Here is a 25475-nt window from a genome sequence, read left to right as displayed (position 1 = left end):
AATGACTGCTCTACGCGTAGATGTGCAGGAGCTTCGGGGAAAGCCCGGAACCCAGCACGAGATTCACAAGACTGCCCCGGCCCCGGAGGACTTTTCAACGGTCCTCATCGGGATCCCGCAGGGCAGTGAGCTGCAGGTTGATCTGCGTCTGGAATCGGTGCACGAAGGTGTGCTGATGACAGGCACCGCCGTTGGCGAGGTCACTGGACAGTGCGGACGTTGCCTCGATGAGCTGAAGTACCCGCTCACCGTGGACATCATGCAGCTGTTCAGCTGGCCCCAGAAGGCGCGGACCGACCCGGCAGACGAAGAGGATGAGGACACCCGCCCGATGGGCAATGACCTCACCATCGACTTGGAGCCGGTGCTGCGGGACCTGATGGTCTCAGCACTGCCGTTCCAGCCGGTCTGCCGCGAGGACTGCCCGGGACTGTGCTCCGTCTGCGGATTCCGCATGGAGGACGATCTCGAGCATTACCACGAGCAGCTCGATCCCCGTTGGGCAGCGTTGAAAGACGTGGCCGCGGGACTGCCGGATCCGGACGCCGAGTCCGGCTCCAGCACCTAGAACTTGAACATCTAGAACTTCATTGACCAAGACCCTGTCCATCATCTAGAGAGAAAAGAGACACCGTGGCTGTTCCAAAGCGGAAGATGTCCCGATCCAACACCCGTCACCGCCGCTCGCAGTGGAAGGCTTCTGTGCCGAAGCTGGTGAAGACCGTGGAGAACGGTCGCGTCGTCTACAGCCAGCCTCACCAGGCCAAGCTGGTCACTGACTCCGCCGGCTCCCCGCTGTTCTATGAGTACAAGGGTCGCAAGGTCGCTGACGCCTGAGTCGTCGAAACATGACGACATCGCACGTGAGTGATCACGAAGAGCTTGTGAAGAGTCTCGGGGTGCATATTGCCCCCGGGACTCTTCGCCTTGCCCTGACACACCGGTCCTACGCGTATGAGAACTCCAACCTGCCCACCAATGAGCGGCTGGAGTTCCTCGGGGACTCGATCCTCGGTCTGGCAGTGACCGACTACCTGTTCCGGACCTTCCCGGATCTGGCCGAGGGCGATCTCGCCAAGCTCCGCGCCGCGCTGGTGAGCACCCGCGCCCTGGCGCGCGTGGCCCGCAGCCTCGGCGTGGGCCCCCACATCAGCCTCGGCGCCGGCGAACAGCTGACCCGTGGCCAGGACAAGGACTCGATCCTCGCCGACACCATGGAGGCGCTCATCGGCGCCGCCTACCTCTCCACCGACACCGAGACGGCCCGCCGTCTGGTGCTGCGTCTCGTGGTCCCGCTGCTCAGCGACAAGGACGCGATGACCGCCGGCAAGGACTGGAAGACCACCATCCAGGAGATCGCGGCCGCCCAGGACATGGGCGAGATCCGCTACCTGATCACCGACTTCGGTCCGGACCACCACAAGTCCTTCAACGCCACCCTGGCCATCGGGGGCGCCAAGTACGGCTCCGGCTCCGGACCGTCGAAGAAGGAGGCCGAGCGCGAAGCCGCCCGCGTCACCGTGGAGACCCTCACCGCCGGCCGCGGTGAACAGGGCGACATCTTGACTCTGGTCCTGGATCGCTACGGGGACACCGCACCCGCCTCCAGCTGATGCCTGAGCTGCCCGAGGTCGAAGTGGTCCGCCGCGGCATCAGCCGCTGGGCCTCGGGGCGCACGGTCACGTCGGTCACCGTCCATGATCCGCGCAGCCTGCGCCGTCATGCCCTGGGCTCGCAGCTGGCCGAACCGGCCCGACTGGACTCCTTCCATGCCGCCCTGGAGGAGCAGACGCTGCTGGAGCCCCAGCGCCGCGGCAAGTTCCTCTGGATTCCGCTGGAGCAGACTCTGGCCCCCGGGACCCTCCCCGGTGCCGGGCGTGATGCCCGCGGTGACTCCGGACCCGGACCGGTCCAGCAGTCGCTGCTGATCCACCTGGGCATGAGCGGGCAGGTGCTCATCGACGAGCCCTCCGCGGCAGCGCAGAAGCACCTGAAGGTCACGCTCGAGCTGAGTGGGGCAGGCGCCCACCCGGGAGACCGAGACGCAGGAGGCGCCGCCGGGGGAGGCCCCGGCCCCAAACAGCTGCGCTTCATCGACCAGCGGATCTTCGGCGGCATGCAGATCTCTGAACTGGTCCCCTCCACCCACCCCAGCGGCAGCGTGCCTGCATCAGCCGTGCACATCGCCCCGGACCCGCTGGAACCCGGATTCGATGAGGCGACCTTCTTCCGCACCCTGCGCCGCCGCAGGACCGGCCTGAAACGCGCGCTGCTGGATCAGGGCATGGTCTCCGGAATCGGCAACATCTACGCCGATGAAGCGCTCTGGCTCGCGAAGCTGCACTATCTGCGCCCCACCGAGACCATCACCCGCGCCGAATCAGACCGGCTGCTCAGCGGGATCAAGACCGTGATGCTCGCCGCGCTGGACGCCGGCGGGACCAGCTTCGATGCGCTCTACGTCAACGTCAACGGCGTCTCCGGCTACTTCTCCAGAGCCCTGAAGGTCTACGGCCAGCAGGACCAGCCGTGTCCGCGGTGTGGCGCCCGGATCCTGCGCGAGAGCTTCATGAACCGAGGCTCACACTTCTGCCCGGCGTGTCAGCGGCTCTGACCGTCATGGAGATCCCGTCCGACCTCGCGGGGCCACCACCTGCGGACACCCCGGTACCCGGCTTTCTCGACGCGGCCCTGGAATCCTTCGGGCTCGGCAGGGCCCAGCTCAGCCCGGTGTGGCGCAACGGAGCCGGCGGGCTGACCTTCTCGGTGGCCAGCGCGGGTGAGGCATCTCCGATCGACTACTACGTGAAATGGAATCCGGCAGCGGCTGGGGAATCACTCGCCGCTGACGCTGAGCGGCTGTGCTGGATCGCGGGGAGACACCCGGCGCCCGCCGCAATCGAGCTGGTCACCAACGCCCATGAGGAGGTGCTGCTCACGCGCGCGCTGCCCGGTGAGTCTGCAGTCTCACGCCGATGGAAGCACGAGCCGGAGGTTGCGCTGCGCGCCTTGGGCGTCGGTCTGCGCCAGCTGCACAGCGTCGCGCTCGACCAGTGGCCCGCCGACTGGAACGTCACACATCCACGAGGCGTGGAGGATGCTGATGCTTCAGATCCCGACGGCGCCCCGAGCATCGACCGGCTCGTGCTGTGTCAGGGGGATCCCTGCGCTCCCAACACCCTGCTGGCAGCCGACGGATCCTTTCTCGCCCACGTCGACCTGGCTCGGCTCGGGGTGGCGGACCGTTGGTCTGACCTCGCCGTGATGTCGATGTCCCTGGCATGGAACTTCACCGACTACGACGAGTCGGTCTTCTGGGAGGCCTATGGGATCGAGCCCGACCCACGGCGCATCGACTATCACCGGCGTCGGCACAACGCGTAGGCGCCACCGGCCTTCTCCTGTGCGCCTCGGTGGCGCCGGTGTTCGCGAACCCCCGGCACAACGAGCCTGAACAGGACGGATGCGCAACAGCTCAGAGTGTTGGGCTAGCATGAATCGGATCGACGAACGTGCAAAGGAGGGTATGTGGCCGATAAGCAGGCACCCGAGCCACAGCCGCACCGCCCGCGCAGAGCCGCCCGGCTCCCCGGAGGCGCGACGGCAGCCTCACAGTCGACCCACCCGATCGGTCCCAAGAAGTCCCCCGATCAGCCCGGTTCAGGGGCTCCTTCCGGCCCACCAGAGCCCCCCGGATCAGACGGCGCCTCGGAGCCGGCCCCCAAAGACCCCCGACGACGACGCCGCCTGATCCGCAACGGCCTCATCGCCGTGGCAGTGCTGGTGATCGTCGCGATCGGCGCAGGACTGCTCTACGTCAATCAGCTGCGCACCACCTTCGACGAGCAGCGCAACGTCCTGGACCTTGAGCTCGAGGGCGATGACACCGCGGGGCGCACCGAGGACGGCACGGTGAACATGCTGCTGCTCGGCTCTGACAGCCGCGGCGAAGACGATCTGGCGTATCGCGGGGAGATCGGCGACGACGCCGGCGCCGAGCGCTCCGACACCATGATGTTCGTCCACATCCCCGCCGACCGCTCCGGCGTCTACGTGATGTCGATCGTGCGTGACCTCTGGGTCGACGTCCCCGGCGAGGGCCAGGGCCGGGTGAATTCGGCGCTGGGCGCAGGCGGCTACCCGCTGGTCGTCGACACGATCGAGGAGCTGCTCAACACCCACATCGACCACGTCGCGATCATCGACTTCGAAGGCTTCTCCGACCTCACCGGCGCGTTGGGCGGGGTCTACGTGGACAATCCGCGGCCCTTCTCCGCCGGTCAGCACAACCCGGCGTTCTACCCCGAGGGCACCATCCGCCTCGGCGGTGCCGACGCGCTGCGCTTCGTCCGGGAGCGCAAGGCCTTCCCGGACGGAGACTTCAGCCGGGTGCAGAACCAGCAGCTGGTGATCAACGGGATCGTCGACCAGCTGCTCTCCGCCGACACCCTCACCAACCCCCAGCGGGTCATGGACGTGGTCAACGGAATCGTGCCCTACCTCAGCGTGGACGACGGCCTGGACGCGAACACCATCGCGGCCTACGCCCTGGAGATGCGCGACATCCGCTCGGGCAATATCGAGATGTTCACCATCCCCACCGGGGAGATGGCCACCACGGCCAGCGGCGCGCAGGTGATCCTCAAGGACGAAGAGATGCTGGAGCTGCTCCAGCGATCGCTGAAGAACGACAACATGGAGGGCTTCATCGAGTACACCGAGCTGCGCGAAGAAGAGGAAGAGCAGCAGTGACCCCCCGGGCACAGCTGCTCACCCATAGCTATTGGCCCGAGCGCACGGCGCCCCAGCGCCGCTGGGAGCGTCTGGTGGGCTCGCTGCGCCAGGACGGCTGGGCGGTCGACGTCGTCACCCCCGCGGTGAACCTGCACCACACCCCGGAGGAGGTCCGCGGGCAGGGCCGGTTCCGGATTCGCCCCACCCAGGGCCCCACCGGGGAGCGGCTGCACCGGACTCCGTACATCCTGCTGCGGAACTCCCGCGCCGGACGCTTCGCCTCCGACCTCGCCTCCGCGGTGCTGATGGTGCCGCGGGCGCTCGGTGCCCCGAAACCTGATCTGGTCATCGCCACCGTCCCGGCGCTGCCCACCATCTGCGCCGGCTGGCTGGTCAGCCGCTGCCGGCGGGTCCCGCTGGTGGTGGACATGCGCGACGCCTGGCCCGAGCTGGCTCGTGAGGCCGGGGTCAAGGCCGGTGTGCTTGGCATGCTGATGGAGTCCGCGGTGGTCTCCGTCCAGCGCCGGGCGGAACTGGTCGTCACCGTCACCGAGGGCTTCGGTCAGCGGCTGCGCGAACGCGGCGTCTCCCGGGTGGAGACGATCAGCAACGGTGTGGCCCTGGACCAGGTGCCGCAGCTGGACCACCGGACGCGCGCGCCCGGGCAGCTGCGCATCGCGTATCTGGGCAACCACGGCGAGAGCCAGGCCCTGGAGCGGATCATCACGGCAGTAGCCATGATTCCTCGCCCCGGGGAGAGCTCGAGCGGTGCAGGGCTCGACGTCACGCTGCGGCTCATCGGCTCCGGCACGAGGAAGGACCAGCTGCGCCGGATCGCGGCCGAGGCCGGCGCGCTGGAGAGCGGCGCGGTGGAGTTCTTCGACCCGGTGCACGGCGAGGAGATCTGGGAGCACTACCGCTGGGCCGACACCGCACTGGTCAGCCTGCGCACGGACTGGGCCTCCTTCGCCTGGACCGTGCCCTCGAAGACCTTCGAGCTGCTGGGCCTGGGCAAACACATCACCGCCGCGGTCACCGGCGAGGCCGCCTGGGTGCTCGGCCATGCACCCAATGTCAGCTTCCTCTCCGGCGACTCGGAAGAGATCGCCGCCACGCTCACCCAGCTTGCCGCCGACCCTGACTCCACTCCGGTGGATCGTCGCGGACGGGACTGGGTCGCTGAATACGCGGACCTGCCGGGGCTGGGCCGTCGCTACGCCGCGCTGCTGCGCAAGCTGCTGCAGGAGCACACGCGGTGATCACCGCCGACAACGCCTACATCTGTGTCTGCACCTACCGCCGCCCCGGCCCGCTGGGCGAGCTGCTTGACTCGCTGGGCGCCCAGGAGCTGGGGCCGGCGGGGGAGTCCGATGCGCTCAGCGAGCGAGAGCTGCCGCGGCTGATCGTGGTGGACAACAGCCCCGAGGGCGACGCCGAGGCCCAGGTCCGCAGCCAATACCCGGGCGCGCACTATATCCATCAGCCGCGCCCCGGAATCGCCGCCGCACGCAACGCCGCGGTGGAGGCCGTGCCCTCGGACGCGGAGGCGGTGCTCTTCCTCGACGACGACGAGCGCGCCGCCCCCGACTGGCTGCGCACCATGATCGACTGCGCCAACGACTCGGGGGCCGACACCGTCTCCGGTCCGGTGATCACCCACTTCGGGGAGGATCCGCCGGAGTGGCTGCAGGCCAGCGGCTTCATCCGACGCATCGACTTCCCCACCGGCCCCTGGGGGCTGCGCGCGGCGACGAACAACGTGCTGGTCCGTGCGCACTGGTTCACCAGCGCCGGGTATCGCTTCGACGAGGCCTTCAGCTTCATCGGCGGCGAGGACTCGGACCTGTTCGGCCGGATGCAGGCCGCCGGGGCCCGCTCCTGGTGGTGCGCCGAAGCGCAGGTGGAAGAAGATCTCCCCGCCGAGCGGCTCAGCCCGGCCTGGATGCGGCAGCGCGGAATCCGCGCCGGTCACGTGCGCGCCACGAAACTCATCCGGCGCGCCGAGCGGGACCGGCCTACCCCGGTGCTGCGGATCCGGATCGCCGCCGAAGGCATCGGTCGGCTCGGCTACGGGGTCGCGCGCACCGCCGTGCGCCGGGTGACGCGCGCACCCGTGCGGTACGTGGACAGCGTCTATCACCGCGAAGGCCTCGGCATGCTCCAGGCGGCCGCTGGGCGCCGCTACGAGGAATACGGCCGCTGACCCGGGCTGGTCATACGGAGGAAGTCCTCCAGACTTGTTGAGAGGGTGAGGAATGAGCATGGTGAAGGCAGTGGGATTCGATCTCGACGGAACTCTCTTTGACCACCGCGGATCCGCTGAATCCGGGGTGGACAGGTTCTTCAAGGAGTTGGGTCTGGATCAGTCTTACCAGGCCCGCGACATCTGGTTCGCGGCTGAGGAGGCGCAGTTTGAGCGTTGGCGATCGGGAGAGATCAGCTTCCAGGAACAACGCCGGGAGCGACTTCGCGCAGTTCTGCCCGTCCTGGGCATTACTCCACCGACGACCGCCACGCGCCTGGACGAGCTGTTCGAGGTGTACGTGGAGGCGTATCGAGACGAATGGCGCGCCTTTCCGGACAGTCTCGAACTTCTGACTGCTCTGCGAGCAGCCGGCTACCGCACTGGACTCCTGACCAACGGCACAGAGGCGCAACAGCTCGACAAGCTTCGCTGCACCGGGCTGGATCGCGCGTTCGACTTCATCGGCATCTCTGAGGCCATCGGAGCCCAGAAGCCCGACGCCCGTGCCTTTCACGCGTTGGCTCAGGGACTTCGATTCGATCCTGCGGAGTGTCTGTTCGTAGGGGACCATCCGATTCACGACGTAGCAGGGGCTCGGGCCACCGGAATGTCTGGTCTTCTCGTGGACCGCTCTGCGGATCCTCCGGGCAGCATCGCGGAAGCGGTGAACGCATACCTCCGCGGCGGTTCCAGGCTGGCTTCCGAAGGGTTCCGTGGTCAGGGCACGTGAGCCCTCCTCTGAGAAGATGACGCCATGGACACCTTCGTGCGCGCGCTGACGAGCGACATTCTTGACGTCCTTGGTGCCAGGGGTCGACTCGTCGCGATCGACGGTGTCGATGGAAGCGGCAAGACCTGCTTCGCCGCCAACCTGGCCGATGCGGTTCGGGACCGACCGGTGATCGTCATCCACGCAGACGACTTCTTGAATCCCTCACCGGTCAGGCACGCGCAGGGACGACACTCGCCCAGGGGCTTCTGGGAGGACACCTACAACTACGATGCTCTGCGCGAGCATGTACTCGAACCATTGAGCGCAGGAGACGATTGGTACAGGTCTCGTGGCTATGACGCGTCGACGGACACAACTGTGAGGCCGACGGCGGTTCAGCTCCCCTCCGACGCCGTCATCGTGGTGGAGGGCATGTTCCTGCACCGTGATGAGCTGGTTCCCTACTGGGATGCCTCGGTCTTCTTGGATGTCCCCTTCTCGGAGACAGCCGCGCGAATGTCTGTTCGCGATGGCAGCAACCACGACCCGGAGCACCCTTCGATGAGACGCTACGTGGAGGGCCAGCGGCTCTACTTCGAAGCCGCACGCCCGTGGGAACGAGCGACCTTTGTGGTGGACAACTCGGACGTCACGTCTCCGCGCTTCACATGAGCTCCGCAGTCGAAATCAGCCGACGTGCGCTGATTCAGCCATCGTCGTTCTTCCGGCGGTCCTGGATGGCCAGCGCGTAGGCCGCTTCTGCCGCGGTGATGCCCCAGTGCCCGGACGCGCGCCGGTGGATGCGGTCGATCTCGGCGGAGACCTCGCGCAGCGCGGTCACCTGGTCATTCGACTTGGGTTTGAGCGTGCGGCGGTAGACGGCTCCGGCGCTGCGTCCCACGCGGGTGCGCTTGAACTGGCCCAGCCGCTCTCCGGCAGCGTTGAGCACCTGCCGCTTGACCCGCCCCGCGAGCGGGCGCAGCTTCTTTCGCGAGGGCAGCCGATGCTGGCCGAAGAAGCGCAGCGCCTCCGGGGTCTGCCAGGTGTGATGCTTCGGGTCCTCGACGTAGAACGCGGCGATCTCCGCGAGCACCTCGGCGGCCTCGGGCTTGTCCGCGGCCGGCACGCGGGAGAACTTCCACAGGTACCAGGTGACGAAGAAATGCTCGAAGCGGGTATCGAGGTAGTCCTGCAGGAGTCCCACCTCGCGCAGCCAGGAGGCGCGGGCCGCTTCGAGGATCAGGTATTTCCTGAAATAGCCGGGGCTGACCACGTTCACGATCGAGGTGTCCACAGCGCCGTAGTAGGTGTAGACCGGCCGGTCCACCGGCACGTACGCGCGGGCGTAGAACATCATCTGCTGGAAGAAGAAGGTGTCCTGCCCGGTGGCGCCCACCGGCTGGGTCAGTCCCAGACCTTGCAGCCACTCGGTGCGCGCCACGATGCCCTCGATCGACGCCGGGCGGAACTTGATGTTTCGCAGCGAGTTCCGGGTCGGCCAGCAGAGACCTTCGTAGCGTTCGATGCTCGAGTACCAGTCGTGGACCGGCAGGACCTGGTACCGGTTGGTCCAGGTGACCTGGGTGCCCAGCGCGAACTCCGCATCGGGCTTCGCTGCGAGGCGCTGCTGCAGCAGGTGGTAGCCGGCTTCGAGCTCCTCGTCGTCGGGATCCAGGTAGGTGACGAACTCGGTGGCGGTCAGCTCCAGGCCGGTGTTGCGCGGGCGGGAGGCCGAGCCGGAGCCTCCGGTGCCGTGCCGGAACGCCGTGACGTTTCCGTAGGTCCGGGCCAGCTCCTCGACGGTGGCCACGGTGACCGGGTCGGTCGAGCCGTCGTCGACCAGCAGCACGTGGGTGCGCGGGAAGTGCGGGGAACGGCGGAGTGAGGCGAACGCCTTGTGCCGCAGGTGATCGCCGTTGTTGTAGATCGGGACGATCACCGAGAGCTCGAGCTGCTCGGCCTGGGCAGTCGCAAAGACCTCTGCCTTCACCGCGGCGAGGTCATCCCCGGGATGGGGGAGCGGTGCGGGAGTGACACCGGAGGCCTCGATGGTGGCTGCACCGGCATGTCCCAGGTGGTCGACGGCGTAGACCCGGGCGTCCTGCCCGGAGGCTGCCAGCACGGCCGGAGTGACCAGCGCCGCGGCCTCGGGCCGCCACCAGGCCGTCAGGGTGAGATCCGCGAACCCGCGCCGGTGCTGATGAGCATCAGCGTCGGCCGCAGCAGCAGTGCCGTCGAGCTTGGTGGTGATCGTCGCCGACTGGTAGCGGAAGGCTGCCACATGATCGGCCGCGTAGTGCGGTCCGTACCGGCGCTGGTCCGTCAGCGGCAGCAGCACGTCGATGGGCTGCGCCAGCGGGTCTGCGGCGCGGGCGCCGAGCTGTTCCCAGGTGAGCAGCTCCACCGGTGGATGTTCGTTGCGGGCGAGGCTCTGTGCCGCCATGTCCTGGGCGAGCTCCGGGGTCAGGGTCTCAGCGACGGCGACCACCAGCTCCTGCTGTGACTCCACCGGTCTGCCGGCGGTCCGGGCCACCCGGGCGAGCAGGTCTGAGACGTGATGGCGCAGGAAGACCTCTCGCACGCCGTCGCCCTGGGCCCGGCGCAGCTCCTCGAGGTCGAGTCCGCGCAGGCTCTCTTCCATGTCCGCGGCGGAGTTTCCGATGCGCACCTGCGGGTGATACGAGTTCAGTCCCTGGTTGTAGCTGGAGAGCACCAGGGTGCCGGCCGCCTGAAGCTCCAGCGCACGGTTCGCGAACATGGTCTGCGAGTCGATCACCGAGTTCAGGTTCACCGCGATGTCGACCACACGCTGGAGGTCCATCAGCTCGTGGTGGTCCATGGCGGGGGTGCGGTAGGGCCAGTACTTGACCGGGATCAGGTGGTTCGGGCTGAGCATCGGCTGCTCGGAGTCCAGCTGTGCGGAGACCTCCGCCCACCAGCGGTCGATGATCGCCAGCGGTCGGCCTGCATCGAGCACCCCGTCGAAGATCCATTCGGCGAAGCGAGCCCGTTCGGGGTACTTCCGTCCCATCCAGGAGCCGGCGAAGAAGATCAGCTCGCGGGCTTCGGCGGGGGCGCTGCGGGACCCGAGGGGTGAGTGCAGCAGCGGGTTGACCCCGAAGGGCAGCACTTCGATGCTGCGCGCGTCGCGGCAGTCGCGGCGGTAGTCCTCGAGGACCTCGGCGGCGGTGGTGAAGATGTGGTCGCAGGCGCGGGCGACGTCGAGGAACTGCCGGTAGTCCGGCGGGTCCTCCTTGCCGTAGTAGACCGGCGGGGCGCCGGCCTCGCGGTAGGCCGGGATGATGGTGTTGATCAGCAGACGACGCCGCTCCGGAGCCTCCGCGGCGGTGTTGTCCCACGCGACCCCGTCGTGTCCCCGCCAGGTGGCGGCGACCAGGAGCAGGTCCACCTCCTCGAGGTGGTCCCGCCAGTTCGTCGGGGTGATCGGGATCAGCGTGGCCGCCCCGGAGTAGGTGTCGAAGAGGAACCGGTCGCTGATGATCCCGATCCGCAGGTCCAGGGTGGGTCGGGAGATGCCCGGCTCGGTGGCGGGCAGCTTGGCGGCGGCGGCGCGGGCGGCGGCCAGCGCGTCCCGCGTGGACCGGGCCGCCAGGGGCGCTGCCAGGGGTGCGGTCAGCCGTTCATCCGGCGCGGTCCGACTCTCGGCGGTCTCCGGCGCCGCTGCGACCGTGGCCCGGCCGTGCAGATCCGCGGCGCGCTCGCGGTGGGCTCGCGCCAGGGGCCCCCAGAGCTGTTCGTGATGCGCTGAGCTGGAGAGTTCCTGCGCAGCCTGCTCATGAGCTTCGGCGGCGCGCTGCGCCGTCGCGGTGATGTCAGCGCGGGACGGGCCTGCTTCCGGAGCGCTGGCGGGGGTGCTCGCGGGCTGGGCGGAGGCTGCGTCGGGGAGATTCACCCCTCGACACTATCCCGAGGCGTGTTGGGTTTGGAGGAGGCAGTCCGGCTTGCTACAGTGAAGTCTCGTTACGGCGGTGGTTCGGCCTGGAAAGGTGGAGATCACGGGCGTATTCGGGGATGTAGCTTAGTGGTAAAGCTTTGGTCTTCCAAACCAACGATGCGGGTTCGATTCCCGTCATCCCCTCCAGTCACGGACAAGCCTCTCCCGGTGATCGAGCCCGTCGATCACAGCAGGAGAGGCTTTTTCTGTATCGGCTGACCGTACGAGCTCAGAAGTGAGAGGAACCCATGGCGCGTCCCCGGGTGTATTTCGTGGTTCAGCCCACCGTCGCGCACTACCGGGAGCCGCTGGTGCGCCGACTGCTGGAGTCCACGCGCTACGACTTCGATCTGGTCGGCCGGTTCAAGAACTCCGAAGCCACCGCCGCGGACACGATCCACTCCGCCGCCGACGAGGTCCTCGCGAAGGTTCGCCCGCTGAGGTTCTCGGCCGTGGGGAAGTTCTGGTGGGAACACGGCCAGGTCGGTGAGATCTGGGCGGGCCACCACGACGCCTACGTGATCGCCGGCCGGATCCCCACCGTCTCCGCCTGGGCCGCCTCTGCCGTCGCCGCGCTGCGCGGACGCACCCTGATCATGTGGGGCCACGGCTGGAAGCGCCCCGAGGATGGACTCAAGCGTCAGGTCCGGCTGGCGTTCTACCGGCTGACCGATGGACTGCTCGTCTACGGCGACCGCGCCAAGGAGCTCGGCAGCTCGTATCGCGTCCCAGCCGAGAAGATCCAGGTCATCTACAACAGCATCTACCCGGAGGCCCTGACCGGTTCCGCCCGTGAGTCCGCCCGTGCAACTCACGCTGCTCACCCGGCCCAGACCCCCGACGACGACGCCGGTTCGCCCACGATCATCTACAGCTCCCGGCTCACGACCCGGCATCGCCTGGACCTGCTCGCCGAGGCGCTCGGCGGCATGCCCGCCGAGGCGCGGCCGAAGCTGCTCATCGTGGGGGAGGGCGCCGAGCGTCCCCGGCTCGAACAGGTCTTCGCCGAGCACGGGGTCGACGCTGAGTTCCTCGGCGCCGTCTATGACTATGACCAGCTGCGCGAACTGTACGCCCAGGCCGATCTCGCGGTCTCCGTGGGCGGGGCCGGGCTGAACATCACCCAGGCGATGAGCTTCGGAGTGCCGGTGCTCGCCGAGGACGGCAACCCGGATTCCAGCCCTGAGATCGAGGCTGTGGTGGAAGAGGTCACCGGACGGTACTACCAGACCGGCGACGCCGGCTCACTGCGCAGAGTTCTCACCGAACTCCTCGCCGCCCCGCATCAGTTGCAGCAGCTGGGGGAGGCGAGCCTCGCCGTCGTGCGCGATCGCTATACCGCGGAGAAGCACGCCGAGGCGATCGAAGACGCCTTGGACGTGCTGCTGGCCCGCGGCAAGCGATGAGACGCTGCCCGTGACCTCACGGGCTCGGAGTTCCCAGTGTGATGGCGCATCGCCCTGAGACGAGGGGATGCAGCTGCGCCTCGCCATGTAGTCAGGAGCAACAGGGCGCGTCCTAGAGCCGTCGTGACGTGTCTTAGCCGTAGTCTGATTCGGTGAACGTCGGAGAGGCTCTTGGGCTCGTGAGTGAGGTGCTGACCTTCGTCGGAGTCGGGATTGGGTCGCCGTTGTTGCTCTACGGGTGGTTACGACGCCGCCTCGACGGACGCCGGGTGCCTGTAGAGGTCGTGATCATCTACGACGAAGACGGTGCTCGAGTCCGCTGGTTCGCGGAGGATGACTTCTACGAACGCCCCCTGCAGCCTCGGGAACGTGCCGTGGTCGAGGGTGAACAACACCGCATTGGCTTCGTGAGCGACCGCGATCCATCGAGCATGTACTGGGACCCACGGAGTTCCATCGCCACGGTGAGTCTTGCGCTGGGGAGCGTCCTGGTGGGCGTAGGTGTTCTTGGGTTCGTCGCTTCCCTGCTGGCGCTTCTCATCGGTTAGCCCTGGATGAGGCTCGGCGCCGGAAGGGCTGGGCTGCAGTGTCAGGCCAGCTGTCAACCTTCTAATCCGCGAGGGTCGCGTAGACCACGTAGTTGTCCTCGTATTCGCCGGTCGCTTCGTTGTAGCCGTCGCAGGTGATCAGCCGGAGCTCGGGGTCTTCGGTGTTGCCGTAGACCTCCAGGGTGGGGAAGGTGTTCTTGCCGTACTGCTCGGCCTTGGTCACCACGAAGGTGGCGGTCTCGCCGTCTTCCTGGTCCACGGTGATCTCATCGCCTTCGGCGAGCGCGGGCAGGTCAGCGAAGACCCCGGGCTGGCCGAGGGAGTCATCGACGTGGCCCAGCAGCACCGCCGGACCCGGCTCTCCCGGGGCAGGGGAGCCGGTGTACCAGCTCGCTGGTGAGCCCGGGTCGCCGGGCGGGACCTCGAGGGTGTTGTTCTCGCGCAGTCCGAGGTGCAGCAGGTCTGAGCCGGCGCCGATGGCCGGGATCTCGAAGGACGCCGGCGGTGCCGCCTCGGGGGCCGCTTCGGTCTCAGTGGGGGCCGATGTGGGGGTGGGGGTGGCGTCGTCTTCGCCAGCGTCCTGGCCGTCCGGGTCTGCGTCGGTCTCCGTCGGTTCGGAGGGCTCGGCTGGTTCAGTAGTCTCCGGTCTGCCTGCCTCGGACTCAACGGCGGCCGGCGCTGCTTCTTCGCCGGCGGCCGGCGCCGCGTCCTGGCCGGGTGAACATGCCGAGAGTGCCAGCATCAGGGCGCAGCCGAGGGCCAGTGCGCCACCGCGGCGAGGACTGGCGGGTGCCGTGGAGATGGCCTCGTGCTGTGGCCGGCGGGGAGGAAGCATGGGGGTCTCTTTCGGTGTGGACCTTCTGAGTGGCAGCAACGATCAGGAGCCGAGAGTGGCTCCGCGGAACGAGGACGTTCCGCGGAGCCGCTACATCGTCTGTGTGATTCCTGGTGTTTGCCTCAGCAGGATGGCATCGTCACTGCGACGCGGGCCAGCTGGGGCTGCGGATCAGGACTCGACGGGGCGCTTACGCATGATGTAGGCACCGGCACCGATGGCGCCGAGGGCGAGGACGCCACCACCGGCGGCCATGGCCATGCCTGCACCCTCAGATCCTGCGGCCACGCCGGTGTCGGCGCCGCCTTCAGGCATTGCGTCCATCTGCGAAGCGGTCAGCGTGCCACAGGCGGCGGGAAGGGTCGCGGCCAGGGGCAGCGACTCATCCAGCTCGGACTGTGCGTTCGCTGCTTCCTCGGTCAGGACCGTGGGGTCGACGCCGTGGACCACGACGACGCCGGTGCCGTTGACGATGGACTCCAGCACGTCATCGGGGATCTCCAGGCTGCGCTCGTAGGTGTAGCTGCTGCCACCGGGGAAGCGTTCCACAGCCAGACCTGAATCGGCTGAGGTGTCGCCTTCGATGGTCAGTGAGGTGCCGATGCCGCCGTAGAAGGGTGCGCCTTCTTCGACGTTGACGGCGCCGTCACCGTTCTGATCAGCATCGGGAGCGGGGCAGAGGCCCTGGGCGCCGAAGTGGATGTGCTGGGCGTGGGGGAAGGGTGCGTCCATGAAGGTCTCTGCGGCGCCCTCAACGGTCATGTAGACGGTGGCCTGATTGCCCTGGCCCTCGATCAGCACGTCACCGACGGTGCCGGAGTTGTTCAGCGGGTCCAGGTCAGCCTGGAAGGACCAGGAATGGCTCGAGTCGTGGGTGGTGGCGCCATCGGTCTCGGGTCCGCCGTGGCTTGAGTGGGCCATCGCTGGGCCCGCGCTCACGAGCAGTGCGCCGAGCGCGAGGGTGGGGACGGCGAAGAATGTTGATTTACGCATAAGAAGAACTCCTCATCGAGGTGACGTGGTCGCACGCCGTGATCGTGGATCCGATCGAGGCATGTACGCAGTGTTCGGAGCGGGATCGGAATTGGATGGTGTAGATCACAAAAAGTTTTTCCACTCACTGATCCGCTGGGGAATCGAAGGTTTTGGCAGCCACGTTAGGCAGCGAGGAACGGGAAATTCTCCGATGCCGAAAGAACGAGGAGACCCCGGCAGAGTCGCTGCAGCCCGGCTGTTCCAGCGCCTTGATACATTGGCCCGACCAGCCTTGACCGGGAGCGATCTCGATCGTCCGGGCCCCGGCCATCATTCGTCGAAGGAGGCTCGTGCGTCGTCGTGACTTCCGTTTCATCTCCGTGGCGCTGACCATCGCCACGGCGGGCACCCTGGTCGGGGGCTGCTCATCAACCTCATCAGCGCAGGAGAACGAGGCGGCACGAGCAGTGATGGAGTTTTGTCAGTCGGAACCCCCGGACCAGGCGCTCACCCAGGCGCTGCCCCCGGGGCTGGCGCTTCCCGCTGACCGGCTGACCCTGGGGGTGAACCCGGACTGGGACGCTGAGACGCTCGATCAGTTCGCGGCCACCACGGGCGTAGCTCCCGGCGTCGCTGGGTCCTTCGTGCAGATGCCGCTCACGGCCGACGATCGGAGGCGCATCCAGAGTGCCGCCGAGGAGGTCGCCGGCATCGGCGGGGTGTTGATGCTGACGCTGGAACCCCACCAGGGGCTGGACGCCGTCGACGACGCCTCGGTGCAAGAACTGGTAGAGCTCCTCGCGACGCTCAACGACTCCTCGGTCCCGGTGCTGCTGCGCTTTGCTCACGAGATGAATGGCTCCTGGTACCCCTGGGGGCAGCAGCCGCAGTCCTATGTGCAGGCCTTCCGCAAGGTTGCCCATGCGGTGGCCGAGGGCACCTCGGCCACCGAGATGCTGTGGGCCCCGAACTACGGCGGCGGGTATCCCTTCACCGGCGGCGAGTTTGCGGCCGCAGGTGACCAGACGGCGCCCGCGTCTGGAAGCCCTGACTTCGAGTGGGCCGATACCAACTCCGACGGGGCCCTGACCGAGGCCGATGACCCCTATGAGCCGTACTACCCCGGCGACGACGTCGTCGATTGGGTCGGACTCACGATCTACCACTACGGTGGCGCGTCCCAGTGGGACGGCAACAACGTTCCCGAGCCCGACAAGTTCGCCGCGCAGCTGCGCGGCGCCTATGACGGCCTCGGCGGGGATGAGAGCGGCGTTCCGGACTTCTACGCGCGCTACGCCGAAGACCGGGACAAGCCGATGGCGATCCCTGAGACCGCGGCCTTCGTCACCGCTGCGGCGGACCCGGATCTGGCTCTGGAGGTCAAGCAGGGATGGTGGCGCCAGGTCTACTCGCAGGACCTGCGAACCCAGTTCCCGCAGCTGCGCCTGGTGAACTGGTTCAACTTCGACAAGCCGGAGCTCGAATCCGTCGATCTCGTGCGCTGGTCGGTCACGACCGACGCGCGGATCGGCGATGCCTTCGGCAATGACCTCGTCGATTCGGTGGCGACCGCGGCCGATGTGGTCAGCTGCCCGGAGGCTCCGGAGTAGCGCTCATCCTCCGCCAGGCGTTCCCGGTCGACGCAGGTCCCTGATGTTTTCCTCTCGGATGGTGAAGTAGGTGGAGGGGCCGCCGCCGCGCAGGAGCGGTCTGGATCTCACCGTCTGATAGACACCAGCCTCCAGCAGTGACGAGTCGATGTGGACACCGACGACTTCACCGAAGACGACCGTGGTCACTGTCGAGCTTCCATCCGCGGCGACGAGCGGCACGACCTGAGAGGTCCTGCATTCAAAGACCGCCTTCGCTTCAGCCACGTGAGGCACGCTGACGATTCTCGAACTGGCCGGGGTGAGCCCAGCAAGAGCGAACTCGTCCACCTCGGACGGGACCGCTGCCGACGTGGCGTTCATCGCCTCGGCGAGGGATTCATCGGCAAGGTTCCAGCAGAACTCTCCGGTGGACTCGGCGTTGAGCAGCGAATCTTTGGGACCGTTGCTCGCGAACCCGATGATCGGCGGGGTGTAGTTGAACGCGTTGAAGAAGCTGAACGGCGCGAGGTTGAGCTGCCCGGCGTGATTCTGCGTCGAGATCCACCCGATGGGCCGTGGCGCAATGATCGAGTTGAAAGGTGAATGGGCCAGGCCGTGTCCGTCCGCTGGCTCGTAGAAGTGGGTGTGCGCAGAAGGCATGCTGTGTTCCTTCGCAGACGAGTGCGGAAGACGACGGGAATGTCTCCTGAACCGTAGCTGATGCGGTCTCCGAGATCAGGCGCTCAGTCCCTCTTCGGCAGGATCATGTTCGTCATCCGGGCGGTCGAGAGGCGGCGGCCGGCGTCGTCGGTCATCACGATCTCGTGGCTGGTCAGCTGCCGGCCCAGGTTGATCGGGGTGCAGGTGGCCGTGACCAGGCCCTCGGTCACTGAGCGGTGGTGGGTGGCGCCGAGCTCGGTGCCCACCACGGCGTTGTCGATGCCCAGGTTGACCCGGGCGTGCAGGATCGCGGCGATCGAGCCCAGCGTCTCGGCCAGCACCATGTGCGCGCCGCCGTGGAAGAGGCCCACGTTCTGCTCGTTGCCGCCCACCGGCATGGTGGCGACCATCTTCTCCGGGCTCATCTCGAGATACCGCAGCCCCATCTTCGCGCCCAGCGGGGTGGTCCCGTGCGGGCCGGTGAGGTGGTGGTACTCCTCCGGAATGCCGGCGGCAATCATCCGGGCGGTCCGTTCCTCCTCATCGGGGAGGGGAGTGGGTACGCCGGGCGCCGGGTAGTTCGAGAGCGGGTTCGAGTCGTCATTCGCAGAAGTCATGGGGATCAGCTTAGATGCAGGTGGGTGCAGCGGCCGGGATCTGGTCCGGGGCAAGTCCGAAGCAGGTCTGGGGTCAGCGCACCGGCTCGCGATAGGCTGGTGCTCGTGTCAACTAGTCCCAATAAACTCCTGGTCATCGACGGTCACTCCATGGCGTTCAGGGCCTTCTACGCCCTGCCCACCGAGAGCTTCCTGACGGATTCCGGCCAATACACCAATGCGGTGCATGGCTTCACGAACATGCTGCTCAAGCTGATCCGTGAGGAACTCCCCACCCACGTGATCCTCGCCTTCGACCTGGACACCCCGACCTTCCGGCACACCTCCTATGCCGAGTACAAGGGCGGCCGCGCGAAGACTCCCGAGGAGTTCCGCGGCCAGATCGACCTGATCCAGCAGGTCGCCGAGGGGATGAACATCGCCGTGGTGACCTCGGAGGGCTACGAGGCCGATGACATCGTCGCGACCTACGCCACCCGCGCCGACACCGCCGGCTGGGAGACCCTGATCGTCTCCGGTGACCGCGACACCCTGCAGCTGGTCACCGAGCGGACCACCCTGATGTATCCCACCTCCGGCCTCTCCAAGGTTGCGATGCTGGATCCGGCCGCGGTGGAGGAGAAGTACCTGGTCCCGCCGCTGAAGTACCCGGACCTCGCCGCCCTGGTGGGAGAGTCCGCGGACAATCTGCCCGGCGTGTCGAAGGTCGGGCCCAAGACCGCCGCGAAGTGGATCGCCGAATACGGCTCCACCCGCGGGATCATCGAGAACGCCCACCTGATCGGCGGCAAGGCGGGGGAGAACCTGCGCGAGGCGCTCGCCGATGTGGAGCGCAACCTGGAGCTGAACCTGCTGCTGCGCGACCTCGACCTCCCGGTGGCCCTGGAGGACTCGGAGCTGCAGGTCCCCGACCGTGAGGTCCTGGACCCGCTCTTCGACGCGCTGCAGTTCAACCAGATCCGCGAACGGCTCTTCGAGACCTTCGCCGCCCGGTTCCCGGAGACCGTGGTCGCGCCCACCCCGACCGACGCGCTGCCCGCGGTCACCGTGACCGAGCAGGCCGAGGAGCTCTCCACGTTCCTCAAGGCCCACGCCGGAGCGCCGATGGCGATCGCGGTCTGCCTGGACCGGTCCGGGGAATCGCTGACCACCAAGCCCAAGCGTGACGAGGCCGCCCGGATCGCCGAAGCGCTCGCCGTCGTGCTGGTGCCCTCGGCCTCAGGAGACGCGGCTGCCGCTGCTGAAACCGCGCAGAACGACGACGACGCGGAGTCTGCTCCCGAGCCCACCGGCATCCCCGCGATGGCGCTCTCGCTGACCTCCCTCGACGCCGCCGCCGACGCGGTGCTGGCCGAATGGCTGCAGGACCCCGAGGCGCCGAAGCTGGTCCATGACATCAAGGACGCCGGCAAGCGGCTGGCCTGGCGCGGGCTGCACCTGCGCGGCGCGGTAGAGGACACGCTGATCAGTGGATACCTGATCCAGCCGGACCGGCGGAACTTCGCGTTCACCGAGCTGGTCACCCAGTACCTGGGCGCCTCCACCGACCCGGCCTCCTACCTCGGCGGGCACAGCGAGGACGACGCCGAGGCCTCCGGCTCCCAGGGACCGGACCTGTTCTCCTCCCAAGACCTGCTGCCCGGCGTCACCGCGGAGGACCTGGACGCCGCCGCGCTGCACGGGATGCTGCTGCACCAGCTCTCCCAGGCGCTGGGGGAGCAGCTGGTCGAGCGCAACGGCGAGAAGCTGCTGCGCGAGATGGAGATCCCGCTGGCCGAGATCCTGCTGCAGATGGAGCTCACCGGCATCGCTGTGAGCCCGGAGAAGCTGGACTCGCTCGACGCCGAGTTCGCCGAGGCCATCGAGGCCTCCGCACAGGAGGCCTACGCGGTGGTCGGGCATGAGGTGAAGCTCGGCTCGCCCAAGCAGCTGCAGACCGTGCTCTTCGAGGAGCTCGAGCTGCCCACCGCCGGGGTGAAGAAGAACAAGACCGGCTACTCCACCGATGTGGAGACCCTCCAGGCGCTGCTGATCAAGACCCAGAACGAGTTCCTGGTGCACCTGATGAACCACCGCGACTCGACCAAGCTGCGCCAGACCGTCACCGGACTCATGGAGGCCGTGAACGGGGACGGGCGGATCCACACCACCTATGCGCAGACCGTGGCAGCCACCGGGCGGCTCTCCTCGCTGAACCCGAACCTGCAGAACATCCCGGTGCGCACCGCGGCGGGGCGGAAGATCCGCGACGCGTTCGTGGTCGGTCCCGGCTACGAGTCGCTGCTGACCGCGGACTACTCGCAGATCGAGATGCGCATCATGGCGCACCTCTCCGGGGACCAGGCGCTGATCGAGGCCTTCCGGGCGGGGGAGGACCTGCACAACTTCGTCGGCTCCCGGGTGTTCGGGGTCGAGGCGTCGGAGATCACGTCCGAGCAGCGCTCCAAGGTCAAGGCGATGAGCTACGGGCTTGCCTACGGGCTCTCCAGCTTCGGGCTCTCCAAGCAGCTGGGCATCGGGGTCGATGAGGCCCGGAACCTGATGAACGAATACTTCGAACGCTTCGGCGGGGTGCGCGACTACCTGCGCGAGGTCGTCACCCAGGCCAAGCAGGACGGGTTCACCTCTACCCTGTTCGGCCGGCGCCGCTACCTGCCGGACCTCTCCAGCGAGAACCGGCAGCTGCGCCAGATGGCGGAGCGCGCCGCGCTCAACGCCCCGATCCAGGGCTCCGCGGCGGACATCATCAAGCAGGCGATGATCGGCGTGGACTCCGCACTGCGCGCCGAGGGCCTCGAGTCCCGGCTGCTGCTGCAGGTCCACGATGAGCTCATCTTCGAGGTGGCCGCCGGCGAGCGCGAGGCCCTGGAGAAGCTGGTGACCATCCACATGGGCGCCGCCGCCGAGCTCGACGTCCCGCTGGACGTCCACGTGGGCGTCGGCTCATCCTGGCACGAGGCCGCGCACTGAGGTAGATCGGTTAGGCGGGGGCCGGAGTGGTTCCGGGCGCACCCCGCCGCAGCTCACGTCCGCTGGCCGAGTCGGCCTCTGCCAGTTTCTCCGCTCCGTGTGATTCGATGAGTCCATGATCACCACCCACGTTGTCTCCGCGAAGGATCTGGTCTTCGACGAGGTGCTGGCTCTCTACGGCGCAGTGCAGTGGACTGCCTACACGGATGATCCCGCGAGTCTGCGGAAGGCCCTGGAGGGGTCATCGACTCTGGTGGCCGCCCACGATGACCAGCGGCTGGTCGGACTCGCCCGAGTCATCTCCGACGGAAGCACGATCTGCTATCTCCAAGACATCCTGGTGCTGCCCTCACACCGCAGAGCTGGAGTGGGTCGGGCGCTGGCGGAGCGGGCGCTCGCCGAATACCCGCATGTTCGTCAGAAGGTCCTGATCACCGACGACGGGCCGCAGCAGCGGGCCTTCTACGAGGCGCTGGGCTACACCCGATCCGATGAGTTCCCGGGCGGACCGATCCGGGCATTCGTGCGCTTCGACTGAAGCTTGCTCAAGTCTCTGAAGACCCCGAGACCTACGGGAACCCGGACGTCCGGCTCAGCCGCGGAACAGCGCCCCGAGCCCCTCGGCCCGGCCCGAGTGGCCGGCCAGGCGCAGCCCCTGCCAGGCGGTGACCTGGTTGGCGGTGAGCACCGGTAGGCCCAGAGCCTTCTCGAGACGGGGCAGTACGGCGATCGTGTGCAGCGCGGTGTCCTGGATCAGCAGGCACTGCGCGTCGGTGAGGTCTGCGGCGCGGGCGGTCTCGAGCACCCACTCGGCGTCCAACCGGCCCGCGTCCTCGCCGCTGGGAACGCCATAGGTGGACAGCGCGGTCACCGCGATCCCGTCCTGCTCCAGGAACCGCACGAAATGCGTGGCGACCTCTTCCGGGTAGGTCGCTGCCACCGCGACCCGGCTGAGGCCGAGGTGGTGCACGGCCTCGGCGAAGGCCAGAGAGGTGGAGGAGGACGGGACGCCGGCGGCCTGCTCGATCCAGCCCGCCTGCTCCCGGCAGCCATCCCGGCCGTAGACGAAGCTTCCCGAGGTGCACGCCCACATCGCCGCGTCGGGGGAGAGCTCACGGGCCTGCTCCGCTGCCGGCACCAGGTTGTCCCGAGATCCGAGGTCCAGCAGGGCCTCGACGTCGTGGGCGGTGCGGCCCTCCCAGGTGTGGATCACCCGGAAGGTGGTGTCTGGAATCAGCTGCTCCAGGGCGGGGAACTCGTCCTCCGCGCTGTATCCGGGATAGAGGATGGCGAGGGTGTACATGATGATGTGCCCTCTCGTGGTGCGTGGCGAGTCTCTCCGAAGAAATCTACAGGTAGCTTGTAGACAAACATAGGGTGCCGTCCTGCGGTGCCTGGAGGCCGTCGAACGGAGCCTGCTGATGACCCGCTACCTCACCATCACGCTGGAGAAGCGCGGCGTCACCGCGAGGGCCCGGCTGCTCGACGCCGAGGCGCCGCGCACCGCAGAGGCCGTCTGGCGGGCCCTGCCCCAGTTCGGGCAGGTCTACCACGGCAAGTACGCCCGCAATGAGATCTACGCCCTGGTCCCGGCCTTCGCCCCCGAGGAGCCGGGCCCCGAGAACCAGACGGTCACACCCATCCCAGGGGACCTGTGCTATTTCAGCTTTGACGGCGTGCTGGAGAACCCCGCCTACGGGTACGAGGCCACCGCCGGGACCGCGGAGAACCGGTTGCTGATCGACCTGGCGGTCTTCTACGGCCGCAACAACCTGCTGATCAACGGTGACGTCGGGTGGGTGCCCGGGAACGTGTTCGGCGCGATCGAGGAAGGGCTCGAGGAGCTCGCCGCCGCGTGCCAGGACATCTGGATGGGTGGCGCTCGCGGAGAGACCCTGAGCTTCGCCCGCTTCGAGACGCCATGACCAGACACTCTGACCAGACACTCAGCGATGTGGAAAGGGACAGACATGACCCCCGAGATCCCCGGCCCGGCTCCCCGGGAGGCGCTCGGCGTGGTCGTGCCGTTCGACATGGAGCTCGACGCCGAGCTGTGGCGCTGGCTCCCCGCCGACGTCGACCTGCTGGTGACCCGGACGCCGTTTTTGGACGATGTGGTCACCGTGGAGTTCGCCCGGGAGGTCGCCGAGACCAGCGTGGTCACCGAAGGGGTCCGCAGTCTCACCGCCGGTCGCGCAGGCGTGGTCCTCTACGCCTGCTCGTCCGGGAGCTTCGTGAGTGGTCGGGCGGGGCAGGAAGGTCTCGTCCAGGCGATGACCGACGCCGGGGCTCGTGACGCGGTGACGGCCTCCGGGGCGATGGTCGAAGCTCTCGCCGTCCTCGGAATCACACAGGTCTCTACCGCGACCCCCTACACGCCCGCGCTGTCCCTGCTGCTGGAATCGTTCCTCGACGAGTACGGCATCAGCGTGACCGGAAGGGCTGAGCTCGGGCTCGACGGCCGCATCTGGGAGGTCCCCTACGCGCAGGCCGCCGAGCTGATCCGGCGGGCTGACACACCAGACGCTGAGGCCATCCTGGTCAGCTGCACCAACCTCCCGACGTACGACCTCATCGCGCCGCTGGAGGCTGAGCTGGGGAAGCCGATCATCACCGCCAACCAGGCCACCCTGTGGGCCGGACTGCGGCGCGTGGGGAAGCTCGCGCACGGGGAGGGGCAGTCGCTGCTGCGCCTCACCGCACAGAGTGGCTCAGGGCAGCGTGACCAACCCGTCGGCCAGCTCCATGACTCGGGTCCTCAGCGCGTCCCGGACGCTGCGGATACCTTCGAGGTCTAGGGCGGCGGGGTCGCTGATGGTCCAGTCTTCGTACCTCTTCCCCGGGTAGATCGGGCAGGTGTCGCCGCAGCTCATGGTGATCACGACGTCGGCGGCCTGGACGACGTCGTCGGCGAGCGGCTTGGGGAACTGCTCGTCGAGGCTGATCCCGATCTCATCCATCACGGTGACCACGTTCTCGTCGAGGTGCTCCGAGGGCGTGATTCTTGCTGAGATCAACGTGAGGACGCCTCGCATCGAGCCCTAGGTGACGATCTCTCGAGGTTTACTCTCATCAAGTTCGTCCCAGGGGGCTGCTTCTGCCTCCTGAATCGACTCAGTGCCTCGCTTTTCGGTTGAAAGCCGGCAAGATCCCATGCCCAGCACCATTCCTTGAATCTCAAGTATTACTCGTGGGTGATACGTGCACGTCGTGATCTACATTTAAATGATCTGCATAGATTGGAGTTTTTTAAGAGTTGATTTGGTATACAAAAGATAATACTGGTGACATTCTCCGCGGGTGGCGCAGGTCAGTAGGAAGCCCCGCTGGCCTGGTGCGTAGCCAACGGGGCCTGGCCCTCTCATGTTCTCCGAAAGGAAACAGCCTGGTCCGAGGGGCCCAGAGCCAGACTGTGGCTCGATCGTAGATGGAGATCCCGGTTGAGAGGAAGGGTCAGGCGAGCCAGGATCCATCGCACGGATGTTTTCAATGGAGTCATCAACCCGCAGTCAAAGAGGGATTTCTCTTCTGCGTCCCAGATAGCCTCGCCCGAAAGAACCTGAGAAATGAGAGAGTGCTTGCCCATGGCCAATCTTTGGGAGTCTGTCCTGGTGGGTTCAAGAGCGGCCACAGGGGTGCTCTCCCGGCTCCAGCGGCGGTCCAGGTTTTTGATGCATAATGGGGTACTCAAAGGTATTGCGACGGTACATTTTTGTGGAAAAGAGCCTGGAGGTTGATTCTCACCATGGACAGTTATCCCTCCCGGCGAGAAGCTCTCATCGCTGGTGTCTTGGCGGGCAGTCTCAGTGATGGCGAACAGCAGGAACTCGACCAGGCCCGAGCGGCGGACCCCACGATCGACCTGGAGCTCGAGGAGCTTCGGGAAATCATCCGACGGTTCGGTAAAGCCGGGGTGACGTGGCGCGAGGAAGGCCTGCCAGCCGGACTGGAGGCCCGCATTCTTGACAGAACCATCAACGCTGACCCCTCCGGTCATGGACATGGAGCGTCGGCCCCGCCATCACAGGGCTGACGCCCGTGGGTGAGGAGAGTTCCCGAGGTTCGCTCGAAGCGCGCCATTCGGATGGTCATCTCCGCACTCCTTCAAGTTCCTGAGCTAAGGACCTGTTGACGGTATGGACACTTTAGTGGGGCCTCTGGCGTGGTCTGCGAGCTGGTGGTCGCCGTGGATTCCACGAATGACATGCCCTTCGACGTCCAGCAGG

25 protein-coding genes and 1 tRNA gene are annotated in these 25475 nt (G+C 67.2%); 19 read left to right on the top strand and 7 right to left on the bottom strand.

Annotated elements, in window-relative coordinates:
• Position 1 precedes the first annotated feature (1 nt).
• The 10 genes from BCL67_RS12205 to BCL67_RS12160 all read left to right on the top strand — a co-directional run bounded on the left by BCL67_RS12205 (position 2) and on the right by BCL67_RS12160 (position 8363).
• On the top strand, positions 2-568 hold the full coding sequence (locus BCL67_RS12205) for a YceD family protein (protein ID WP_106123702.1): 567 nt from the start codon (positions 2-4) through the stop codon (positions 566-568).
• Between the two features lie 65 nt (positions 569-633).
• Positions 634-837 carry a 50S ribosomal protein L32 gene (gene rpmF, locus BCL67_RS12200; protein ID WP_058888791.1) on the top strand — a complete coding sequence of 68 codons (204 nt, stop codon included), beginning with the start codon at positions 634-636 and terminating at the stop codon, positions 835-837.
• A gap of 26 nt (positions 838-863) precedes the next feature.
• Positions 864-1613: a ribonuclease III gene (gene rnc, locus BCL67_RS12195; RefSeq protein ID WP_258175032.1), complete on the top strand. Its 750-nt coding sequence runs from the start codon at positions 864-866 to the stop codon at positions 1611-1613.
• Complete coding sequence (gene mutM / locus BCL67_RS12190; RefSeq protein ID WP_106123700.1) at positions 1613-2614, top strand: bifunctional DNA-formamidopyrimidine glycosylase/DNA-(apurinic or apyrimidinic site) lyase; 1002 nt, start codon at positions 1613-1615, stop codon at positions 2612-2614. The genes rnc and mutM overlap by 1 nt, the downstream gene beginning before the upstream one ends.
• Complete coding sequence (locus tag BCL67_RS12185) at positions 2599-3384, top strand: phosphotransferase (RefSeq protein ID WP_106123699.1); 786 nt, start codon at positions 2599-2601, stop codon at positions 3382-3384. The genes mutM and BCL67_RS12185 overlap by 16 nt, the downstream gene beginning before the upstream one ends.
• Before the next feature lie 144 nt (positions 3385-3528).
• On the top strand, positions 3529-4752 hold the full coding sequence (locus BCL67_RS12180) for an LCP family protein (protein WP_106123698.1): 1224 nt from the start codon (positions 3529-3531) through the stop codon (positions 4750-4752).
• Positions 4749-5993 carry a glycosyltransferase family 4 protein gene (locus BCL67_RS12175; RefSeq protein ID WP_258175031.1) on the top strand — a complete coding sequence of 415 codons (1245 nt, stop codon included), beginning with the start codon at positions 4749-4751 and terminating at the stop codon, positions 5991-5993. Before BCL67_RS12180 ends, BCL67_RS12175 begins: the two co-directional genes overlap by 4 nt.
• Positions 5990-6937 carry a glycosyltransferase family 2 protein gene (locus BCL67_RS12170; RefSeq protein WP_181255996.1) on the top strand — a complete coding sequence of 316 codons (948 nt, stop codon included), beginning with the start codon at positions 5990-5992 and terminating at the stop codon, positions 6935-6937. Before BCL67_RS12175 ends, BCL67_RS12170 begins: the two co-directional genes overlap by 4 nt.
• Positions 6938-6995: 58 nt before the next feature.
• A complete protein-coding gene (locus tag BCL67_RS12165) occupies positions 6996-7709 on the top strand; it encodes an HAD family hydrolase (protein WP_181255995.1) in 714 nt (237 codons plus the stop codon).
• A 24-nt stretch (positions 7710-7733) separates the two neighbouring features.
• Complete coding sequence (locus BCL67_RS12160; protein ID WP_106123695.1) at positions 7734-8363, top strand: uridine kinase; 630 nt, start codon at positions 7734-7736, stop codon at positions 8361-8363.
• A gap of 34 nt (positions 8364-8397) precedes the next feature.
• Here the strand turns inward: BCL67_RS12160 and BCL67_RS12155 are convergent, their stop codons facing one another.
• Positions 8398-11604: a glycosyltransferase gene (locus BCL67_RS12155; RefSeq protein WP_106123694.1), complete on the bottom strand. Its 3207-nt coding sequence runs from the start codon at positions 11602-11604 to the stop codon at positions 8398-8400.
• 115 nt (positions 11605-11719) lie between these two features.
• On the opposite strand from BCL67_RS12155, the gene BCL67_RS12150 reads away from it, so the two are divergent.
• From BCL67_RS12150 to BCL67_RS12140, 3 genes are all read left to right on the top strand, one after another.
• Positions 11720-11793, top strand: a tRNA-Gly gene (locus tag BCL67_RS12150).
• A gap of 101 nt (positions 11794-11894) precedes the next feature.
• Entirely contained in the window at positions 11895-13052 is a 1158-nt protein-coding gene (locus BCL67_RS12145; protein ID WP_106123693.1) for a glycosyltransferase family 4 protein, read from the top strand.
• Between the two features lie 152 nt (positions 13053-13204).
• Complete coding sequence (locus tag BCL67_RS12140; RefSeq protein WP_106123692.1) at positions 13205-13600, top strand: hypothetical protein; 396 nt, start codon at positions 13205-13207, stop codon at positions 13598-13600.
• Between the two features lie 61 nt (positions 13601-13661).
• Here the strand turns inward: BCL67_RS12140 and BCL67_RS12135 are convergent, their stop codons facing one another.
• Positions 13662-14435 (bottom strand): class F sortase, encoded by a 774-nt coding sequence (locus BCL67_RS12135; protein ID WP_258175029.1) that lies wholly within the window; start codon positions 14433-14435, stop codon positions 13662-13664.
• Between the two features lie 171 nt (positions 14436-14606).
• Positions 14607-15428: a hypothetical protein gene (locus BCL67_RS12130; protein ID WP_106123691.1), complete on the bottom strand. Its 822-nt coding sequence runs from the start codon at positions 15426-15428 to the stop codon at positions 14607-14609.
• A 332-nt stretch (positions 15429-15760) separates the two neighbouring features.
• Here BCL67_RS12130 and BCL67_RS12125 point away from each other — a divergent pair, with 332 nt between their 5' ends.
• Positions 15761-17020 carry a glycoside hydrolase family 26 protein gene (locus BCL67_RS12125; RefSeq protein WP_106123690.1) on the top strand — a complete coding sequence of 420 codons (1260 nt, stop codon included), beginning with the start codon at positions 15761-15763 and terminating at the stop codon, positions 17018-17020.
• A 3-nt stretch (positions 17021-17023) separates the two neighbouring features.
• Here BCL67_RS12125 and BCL67_RS12120 read toward each other — a convergent pair whose 3' ends face one another.
• Together BCL67_RS12120 and BCL67_RS12115 are read right to left on the bottom strand one after the other, a co-directional pair.
• Complete coding sequence (locus BCL67_RS12120; protein WP_106123689.1) at positions 17024-17662, bottom strand: flavin reductase family protein; 639 nt, start codon at positions 17660-17662, stop codon at positions 17024-17026.
• An 83-nt stretch (positions 17663-17745) separates the two neighbouring features.
• Entirely contained in the window at positions 17746-18279 is a 534-nt protein-coding gene (locus BCL67_RS12115; RefSeq protein WP_106123688.1) for a hotdog fold thioesterase, read from the bottom strand.
• A 150-nt stretch (positions 18280-18429) separates the two neighbouring features.
• On the opposite strand from BCL67_RS12115, the gene polA reads away from it, so the two are divergent.
• Both polA and BCL67_RS12105 read left to right on the top strand, forming a co-directional pair.
• The gene (polA, locus tag BCL67_RS12110; protein ID WP_106123687.1) at positions 18430-21249 is read left to right on the top strand and encodes a DNA polymerase I; all 2820 of its coding nucleotides are present in this window, start codon (positions 18430-18432) and stop codon (positions 21247-21249) included.
• 115 nt (positions 21250-21364) lie between these two features.
• Entirely contained in the window at positions 21365-21787 is a 423-nt protein-coding gene (locus tag BCL67_RS12105; protein ID WP_106123686.1) for a GNAT family N-acetyltransferase, read from the top strand.
• Between the two features lie 54 nt (positions 21788-21841).
• Here BCL67_RS12105 and BCL67_RS12100 read toward each other — a convergent pair whose 3' ends face one another.
• A complete protein-coding gene (locus BCL67_RS12100) occupies positions 21842-22552 on the bottom strand; it encodes a maleate cis-trans isomerase family protein (protein ID WP_106123685.1) in 711 nt (236 codons plus the stop codon).
• 118 nt (positions 22553-22670) lie between these two features.
• Between BCL67_RS12100 and BCL67_RS12095 the strand changes: the two genes are divergently transcribed.
• A complete protein-coding gene (locus BCL67_RS12095) occupies positions 22671-23174 on the top strand; it encodes a DUF3830 family protein (RefSeq protein WP_106123684.1) in 504 nt (167 codons plus the stop codon).
• Positions 23175-23219: 45 nt separating this feature from the next.
• Positions 23220-24047: a maleate cis-trans isomerase family protein gene (locus BCL67_RS12090; protein ID WP_181255994.1), complete on the top strand. Its 828-nt coding sequence runs from the start codon at positions 23220-23222 to the stop codon at positions 24045-24047.
• Here BCL67_RS12090 and BCL67_RS12085 read toward each other — a convergent pair.
• Complete coding sequence (locus tag BCL67_RS12085) at positions 23961-24266, bottom strand: arsenate reductase/protein-tyrosine-phosphatase family protein (protein WP_258175026.1); 306 nt, start codon at positions 24264-24266, stop codon at positions 23961-23963. The genes BCL67_RS12090 and BCL67_RS12085 overlap by 87 nt on opposite strands.
• Positions 24267-24982: 716 nt before the next feature.
• Between BCL67_RS12085 and BCL67_RS12080 the strand changes: the two genes are divergently transcribed.
• Complete coding sequence (locus BCL67_RS12080) at positions 24983-25282, top strand: hypothetical protein (protein ID WP_106123682.1); 300 nt, start codon at positions 24983-24985, stop codon at positions 25280-25282.
• Positions 25283-25475: the final 193 nt, after the last annotated feature.

This window comes from Nesterenkonia sandarakina, from assembly GCF_003003175.1.
Taxonomy (GTDB): Bacteria; Actinomycetota; Actinomycetes; order Actinomycetales; family Micrococcaceae; genus Nesterenkonia; species Nesterenkonia sandarakina_A.
Note: the sequence above shows the minus strand (reverse complement) of the source record. Positions and strands in the feature narration are given on the sequence as shown.

Excerpts from the sequence above, each read along its gene's own strand:
- BCL67_RS12205 (WP_106123702.1), top strand. The coding sequence starts at position 2 with ATGACTGCTCTACGCGTAGATGTGCAGGAGCTTCGGGGAAAGCCCGGA.
- mutM (WP_106123700.1), top strand. The coding sequence starts at position 1,613 with ATGCCTGAGCTGCCCGAGGTCGAAGTGGTCCGCCGCGGCATCAGCCGC.
- BCL67_RS12165 (WP_181255995.1), top strand. The coding sequence starts at position 6,996 with ATGGTGAAGGCAGTGGGATTCGATCTCGACGGAACTCTCTTTGACCAC.
- BCL67_RS12160 (WP_106123695.1), top strand. The coding sequence starts at position 7,734 with ATGGACACCTTCGTGCGCGCGCTGACGAGCGACATTCTTGACGTCCTT.
- BCL67_RS12145 (WP_106123693.1), top strand. The coding sequence starts at position 11,895 with ATGGCGCGTCCCCGGGTGTATTTCGTGGTTCAGCCCACCGTCGCGCAC.
- BCL67_RS12135 (WP_258175029.1), bottom strand. The coding sequence starts at position 14,435 with ATGCTTCCTCCCCGCCGGCCACAGCACGAGGCCATCTCCACGGCACCC.
- BCL67_RS12130 (WP_106123691.1), bottom strand. The coding sequence starts at position 15,428 with ATGCGTAAATCAACATTCTTCGCCGTCCCCACCCTCGCGCTCGGCGCA.
- BCL67_RS12120 (WP_106123689.1), bottom strand. The coding sequence starts at position 17,662 with ATGCCTTCTGCGCACACCCACTTCTACGAGCCAGCGGACGGACACGGC.
- BCL67_RS12115 (WP_106123688.1), bottom strand. The coding sequence starts at position 18,279 with ATGACTTCTGCGAATGACGACTCGAACCCGCTCTCGAACTACCCGGCG.
- polA (WP_106123687.1), top strand. The coding sequence starts at position 18,430 with ATGGCGTTCAGGGCCTTCTACGCCCTGCCCACCGAGAGCTTCCTGACG.
- BCL67_RS12105 (WP_106123686.1), top strand. The coding sequence starts at position 21,365 with ATGATCACCACCCACGTTGTCTCCGCGAAGGATCTGGTCTTCGACGAG.
- BCL67_RS12100 (WP_106123685.1), bottom strand. The coding sequence starts at position 22,552 with ATGTACACCCTCGCCATCCTCTATCCCGGATACAGCGCGGAGGACGAG.
- BCL67_RS12095 (WP_106123684.1), top strand. The coding sequence starts at position 22,671 with ATGACCCGCTACCTCACCATCACGCTGGAGAAGCGCGGCGTCACCGCG.
- BCL67_RS12090 (WP_181255994.1), top strand. The coding sequence starts at position 23,220 with ATGACCCCCGAGATCCCCGGCCCGGCTCCCCGGGAGGCGCTCGGCGTG.